The sequence below is a fragment of the Streptomyces blattellae genome, from assembly GCF_009709555.1.
Lineage (GTDB): Bacteria > Actinomycetota > Actinomycetes > Streptomycetales > Streptomycetaceae > Streptomyces > Streptomyces blattellae.
The window spans coordinates 1-6,005 of the sequence record NZ_WJBG01000230.1; the positions used below are offsets into that span (position 1 = coordinate 1).

At 69.0% G+C, this 6,005-nt stretch carries 5 protein-coding genes and 1 pseudogene; 5 read left to right on the forward strand and 1 reads right to left on the reverse strand.

The features are described from left to right. The 5 genes and pseudogenes from GFH49_RS33855 to GFH49_RS33875 all read left to right on the forward strand — a co-directional run. Positions 1–110 (forward strand): annotated as a pseudogene (locus GFH49_RS33855) (helix-turn-helix domain-containing protein); the annotation flags it as partial. Next, positions 110–1,387 carry a tyrosine-type recombinase/integrase gene (locus GFH49_RS33860; protein WP_230396653.1) on the forward strand — a complete coding sequence of 426 codons (1,278 nt, stop codon included), beginning with the start codon at positions 110–112 and terminating at the stop codon, positions 1,385–1,387. The pseudogene GFH49_RS33855 and the gene GFH49_RS33860, both read left to right, overlap by 1 nt. A gap of 64 nt (positions 1,388–1,451) precedes the next feature. After that, complete coding sequence (locus GFH49_RS33865) at positions 1,452–2,573, forward strand: tyrosine-type recombinase/integrase (RefSeq protein ID WP_155059887.1); 1,122 nt, start codon at positions 1,452–1,454, stop codon at positions 2,571–2,573. After that, positions 2,573–2,908, forward strand: a complete 336-nt coding sequence (locus GFH49_RS33870) for a helix-turn-helix domain-containing protein (RefSeq protein ID WP_196218211.1) — start codon at positions 2,573–2,575, stop codon at positions 2,906–2,908. Before GFH49_RS33865 ends, GFH49_RS33870 begins: the two co-directional genes overlap by 1 nt. Further along, positions 2,905–5,337, forward strand: coding sequence for a site-specific integrase (locus tag GFH49_RS33875; RefSeq protein ID WP_155059889.1), 2,433 nt, complete (start codon positions 2,905–2,907; stop codon positions 5,335–5,337). Before GFH49_RS33870 ends, GFH49_RS33875 begins: the two co-directional genes overlap by 4 nt. Here the strand turns inward: GFH49_RS33875 and GFH49_RS33880 are convergent. After that, positions 5,288–5,863 carry a GNAT family N-acetyltransferase gene (locus GFH49_RS33880; RefSeq protein WP_155059890.1) on the reverse strand — a complete coding sequence of 192 codons (576 nt, stop codon included), beginning with the start codon at positions 5,861–5,863 and terminating at the stop codon, positions 5,288–5,290. The two genes, GFH49_RS33875 and GFH49_RS33880, sit on opposite strands and share 50 nt — an antisense overlap. Between the last annotated feature and the right edge of the window lie 142 nt (positions 5,864–6,005).

A 6,005-nucleotide genomic window follows, 5' to 3' on the forward strand; every position in this document is an offset into this window, starting at 1 on the left:
TCCGCACCCGGCAACTCCCCTCCATCACCCTCGGCCGCGCCCGCCGCATCCCCGCCCCCGCGCTCGACTCCCTCATCACCACCCGACTCGAACAGGAAGCCGCCGCCTGATGACCACGCCCCGCGACACCCCCGCCTCCCGCCGTGTGCGCGCCAACGGCGACGGGACCGTCTACCAGCGCAAGGACAGCCGCTGGGAAGCCGCCGGATACGTCCTCGCCCCCGGCAACACCCGCAAGCGCATCCGCGTATACGGCACCACCCGCAAGGAAGCTCTGGCCAAGCTCACCGAGAAGGTCGCCGCCAGCAACCGCGGCCTCCCCGTCCCCTCCGCTCAGGGCAGCGTGGCCGCGTACCTGACGTACTGGCTGGAGAACGTCGCCGTCCACCACCTCCGCGAGAACACCCACACGCGATACGCCGCCTGCGTCGACCAGTACCTGACCCCCGGCCTGGGCAAGAAGAGGCTCACCAAGATCACCGCCAAGGACGTCCGCACCTGGCTCAACCAGCTCCGCACCACCTGCCAGTGCTGCGCACGCGGCATCGACGCCGACCGCGACCAGCCCCGCTGCTGCGCCGCCGGAGCATGCTGCTCCAAGCGGCTCTCCCCACTGACACTGACGTACATCCACTCCGTACTCAAGTCCGCCCTGGAGCACGCCGTCCGCGAGGAAGAGATCCCACGCAACGTCGCCCGCAACGTCCGCACCGGCACCCCACGGCCCCGACGCTTCGAACCCCTCACCACCGACGAAGCCCGCCGACTCCTCACCACGGCCCAGGGGCATCGGCTGCACGCGCTGTTCGAACTCGCCCTCCACACCGGACTCCGCAAGGGCGAACTCCTCGGCCTGCACTGGAAAGACCTCGACCTCGGCTCGGGCACCGCCGCAATCCGCCGCACCCTTCAGCGCACCAGCGCAGGCGGGCTCACCACACTGCCCACCAAGACCCGGGCCTCTGAACGCCGCATCGCCCTCCCCACCCGCTGCATCCAGTCGCTGAAGCACCACCACGAACAGCAGCAGCGTGAGCGCGAGGCAGCAGGCACCACGTGGCAGCACAACGGGCACGTCTTCACCACGCCCCAGGGCAGGCCGATCGACCCGACCAACCTCACCCGCACCTTCACCACACTCCTCAGCAAGGCCAGCCTCCGCCGCATCCGCTTCCACGACCTCCGCCACTCGACCGCCACCCTGCTCCTGGAACAGGGCGTCGAACTCGTCGTGATCAAGGAACTCCTCGGCCACGCCCACATCGGCGTCACCGCCACCGTCTACGCCAACCCTCGGGAATTGCATCAGACGGGCGAGAAGCTGCAGGTCGCGAGGTCATGGCAGCATCCGGGGAGGGCTCCATCTTCCTGCAGCTTGGCGGCCTGAGCTGGGAGTTTGGTGATCAGATCCCATCTGATGCAAGATTTGCCCTCCGGAAGGGAGGGTGGAAGTGGGTCTTCAGCGACGTGCCGACCTGGCTGGGGCGGCTCATCTGGAGCTGGTCTCCGGGGTGGTCCAGCTGCGTCCGCAGGACGCGATGGTCGAGGCGATGCTGCGGGGCTGGCGGGCCCAGCAGGCCGCCCGCGGGCTTCGCGAGGACACGGTCACCGCCCGGGAACGGCTCATACGCCGGTTTCTGGAGCACACCAACGAATACCCGTGGGCCTGGACGCCCGGCCACGTGGATGAGTGGTCGCTGTGGCTGACCAGCGAGAAGCACCTCGCGCCGTCCACGATCCGCAGCTACCAGGGCAGCCTGCGCCTGTTCAGCGAGTTCCTGATCGACGGCCGTTACGGCTGGGCGGTGGCCTGCGAGGACGCCTTCGGCACCCACCCGGTGGCCATCTGCCACGAGTGGAACACCATCGCCCACCTCAACGACTACGAGGGCCGCCCCGAGGCGAGGCCGTTCACCCGCGAGGAGATCCAGCGCTTCCTCGACTATGCCGACGACCAGGTCGAACGGGCGGTCCGGGCCAAGCGCAAGGGAGCCCTCGCCGCCTACCGCGACGCCACCCTCTTCAAGGTCATCTACGGGTGGGGGCTGCGCCGGACCGAGACGTCCAAGCTGGACGCGGTCGACTTCGGGCGGAACCCGAAGGCTCCGCAGTTCGGCCGGTACGGCACACTCAACGTCCGCTACGGCAAGGCCAAGAAAGGCCAGCCACCCCGGCGCCGGAACGTGCTGTCGGTCATGGACTGGGCGGTGGAAGCGGTCGCCGACTACGTGGAGAACGTACGTCCCCGGTTCGGCTGCGAGGACCACCCCGCGTTGTGGGTGACCGAGCGGGGCGGCCGCATCAAGCCGGCGGAGATCAACGCCCGGTTCGTCGCCTACCGCGACGCCCTGAAGCTCCCGAAGGAGCTGACCGTCCACTCCGCTCGCCACGCCTACGTCACCCACCTCACCGAGGACGGGGTCGACCGGCGGTTCCTTCAGCAGCAAATCGGTCACGAGAATGACAGCTCCACCGCCATCTACACCCACGTCAGCGACGACTTCATGAACACCATGCTCCACAAGGCACTCGCGCCCGCACTCGCCCCGACCTCCGCAGACAAGGACCGCTGATGGCCGCCAAGCTCGACTACCAATGGCACCTGCGCAAGGTCATGGCCGACCGCGGCCTGTTCTCCACCACCGACCTCATCCCGCTGCTGGACGAACGCGGCATCACCCTGTCCTCCAGCCAGGTCTACCGGCTCGTCGTCGAGCGCCCCGAACGGCTCAGCCTGAAGATCCTCATGGCCCTGCTCGACATCCTCGACTGCACCATGGACGACCTCATCGAGCCCGTGGCCGCAGCCGGAACAACCACCCGGCCGAAGAAGGCCGTTGGCGCCGAGACCGGTGTTGGTGACCTGCGGCCCAAGCGGGCCCGCATCAACAGTGTCGAGCGGCCATGACCGCACCCGATCAGCCCGAGCGGGCCGTCTGCGACCCGATCGGGCTGATCGTGGACCTGGTCTCGGCCGTCGAACACCGACTGGAGCCTGACCGGATCCGGGCCGTGGTCACCGGCGTCGCGGGCGGCCGCGCGAAGTCACGCAGCCTCGCGGCGCATCTGGCCGCGCATCCCGGCGTGTTGAGCGACGGACGCTCTCCGGCACCCAGGGCCGTCGGCGACCTGCTCATCGCCCTGCGTGAGGCCGGAGCCCAGGCCGTCTCGCCGCCGTGTTGCGCCGAGTGCGGCCGACAGCTGCGAACGCTCCAGCGCCGCGGCCAGGACTGGTACTGCTGGAACTGCGGACTGCGGCCCGAGCTGTGTGCTGCCTGCGGAAACACCCGCCGGGTCGCTTCACGCGACCGGGCCGGGCGGCCGCGATGCGGAAAGTGCCCGGACACCGACGGACGCGACCCCATCGCGGTGATCGGCGCCGTGATCGCCGAACTGGACCCGCAGGCAGGGCGGGAAGTGATCGCCGATGCGGTGCGCCGGTCGGCGCCCCGCCCCTCCTGCCAGCAGAAGCTCGCCTGGGCTCTCGAAGCCGACCCCGCCCTGCTGACCGGAGAAGGCCACCTCGCACCCCGCCCCGCGATCCTCCGGCTGATCGACCTGCTGCACGCGGCCGGCGTCGCCAGGATCGTCCGGCCGTCCTGCCCCCGCTGCGGCAGAGTCGTACGCATCGACAAACCCCTTAACGGACAGCGGGTCTGCCGCACCTGCATCGCCCACTCCCGCATCGAGGAATGCTCAGGCTGCCAAGCCCGCCGGGAGCCGGCCACCCGCGACGTCCATGGCCGACCACTGTGTTCGAACTGCCTGGTCAACGACCCGGCGAACCTGGAGACCTGCATCAGCTGCGGCAGACGAAAGGTCGTGAACATCCGAACGCCGGACGGTCCGCTCTGCTTCATCTGCCCCTCCCTGCCGACCGCGACCTGCAGCATCTGCGGCGAGGCCAAGCCCTGCGGCACTTCCCGCACCACGGGCCGGCCGTGGTGCCCGGGCTGCCAGCGCCGCTCAGCCTCGTGCTCGGTCTGCGGAAGTGTCGCGGCGGTCGTATCCGGCACCCTCGACCAGCCCCTTTGCGCTGACTGCACCGCCCCTGAGGTCTGGCACACCTGTCCCACCTGCACCGACCCCGACTACCCGCACCCCGGCGAGTGCGCACGCTGCCTCATCAACCGGCGCCTGGACGAGCTGTTGGGTCCCCCCTCCGACGCCCTTCACCCCGGCCTCGAAGCCCTGCGGCACAACATCGCCACCACCGAGCACCCCACCACCGCCAGGCGGTGGCTGAACAAGCCGTCCGTCTCCCCGGTCCTGTCCGACCTCGCGGCCGGCCGACGAGCCCTGACCCACGAGGCACTCGACGAACTGCCCGACAGCCCGCCCCTCGCCCACCTCCGCCAAGTCCTCGTCGGCGTCGGCGCCCTGCCCGAGCGCGACGAGTACATGGTCCGCCTCGAACGCTTCCTCACCGGCCTCCTCGCATCCCAGCCGGACCCCGAACAACGCAAAGTCCTGCACCCGTACACGACCTGGCACCTGCTCCGGCGGCTTCGCCGACGCAACAACGGCCGCCCCATCACCCCGCAGCAATTCGCCTCCGCACGGCAACGCACCCACGCGGCCGTCGCCTTCCTGAACTGGCTGACAGCCCACGACCTCACCCTGGCCACCTGCCGACAGGCCGACCTCGACCGGTGGCTCACCGACGACTTGGCCACCTACCGCCACACGGCCGGACACTTCATCCGCTGGGCCCGCACCAACAAGCTCACCACCGTCCACGTCCCCGCCGTCCGCTGGAACGGCCCCACACAGCCACTCAACGACGAACAGCGCTGGAACGTCGCACGTCGACTTCTGCACGACGACACCCTCAAGCCCGAAGACCGCCTCGCCGGACTGCTTCTCCTCCTCTACGCCCAAGGAGCATCGGCGATCCACCGGTTGACCACAGAAGACGTCGAGATCGGCGCTCAGAACGTACGTCTCCGCCTCGGCAACGCACCCGTTCAGCTACCCGAGCCCGTCGCCCAACTGGTCCGCACCGTCGCCGCGAACCGCAAAGGACACGCGACCATCGGCGCCCTGGCACCGTCTCCATGGCTCTTCCCCGGCGGCCAGCCCGGACGACCGATCAGCACCACACAACTGACACAACGCCTCAACAACCTCGGCATCCGCCCCAACCAGGCCCGCAACACCGCACTCTTCCAGCTCGCCACCGAGATCCCCGCCGCGATCCTCGCCCGCACCCTGGGCATCCACACCGACGTCGCCGTCGCCTGGCAACGACTCTCCGCAGGCGACTGGGCCACCTACGCCGCCGACATCAGCCAGCGGCCGGTGAGGACAGATCAACACCCAGCATCGAATACATGATCATGTCCCGACGCTCCTCGCCCACCTGCTGCCAACTGCGAAGCAGCCCCTCCCGCTGAAAGCCGACACGCTCAGCCGTCCGCTGTGACGCCACGTTCCATGGCTCGACATGCAGCTGAAGACGGGGAATCTGCAGGTCATCGAGGGCCCAGCGGGCAACCGCCCGGAGGGCTTCCGCCGCAATTCCCTGACCACGGGCCGACCCGGCAAGCCAATACCCCAGCGACGTACGACCCTCACCCTGGTCCCTCAACCAGAGACCGACCATCCCCAGCGGGCGCCCGTCCTCAACCCGCACGATCACGAACGGATACCCGCTACCAGTAGACGCCCGCTCCCACTGCCGCTGGACAAACGCTTCGCCCGCCGCCTCCGAGTACGCCGAGGGAACCGTCGTGATCAACGGGATGTAGTCGTCGCTCGACGCCTCCCGGACGAGAGGCAGATCTCCAAAATCCCAGGCACGGAGCACGAACCTGTCACCAGCAGCCAAGCGCGGAACGTCCAAAGGGGCAGCAGCAACCATGCCCACATCCTGCCGGGACCGCCGTCTCAACGCACTGCAGTTTCCGCTGTGACCAGGGCATTCAGACAGTTCCAATACCCGACGTCACCATTACACGTCCGACTCCGCCTCCAGCGAGACGCCATCAACACCCTCAGCACCG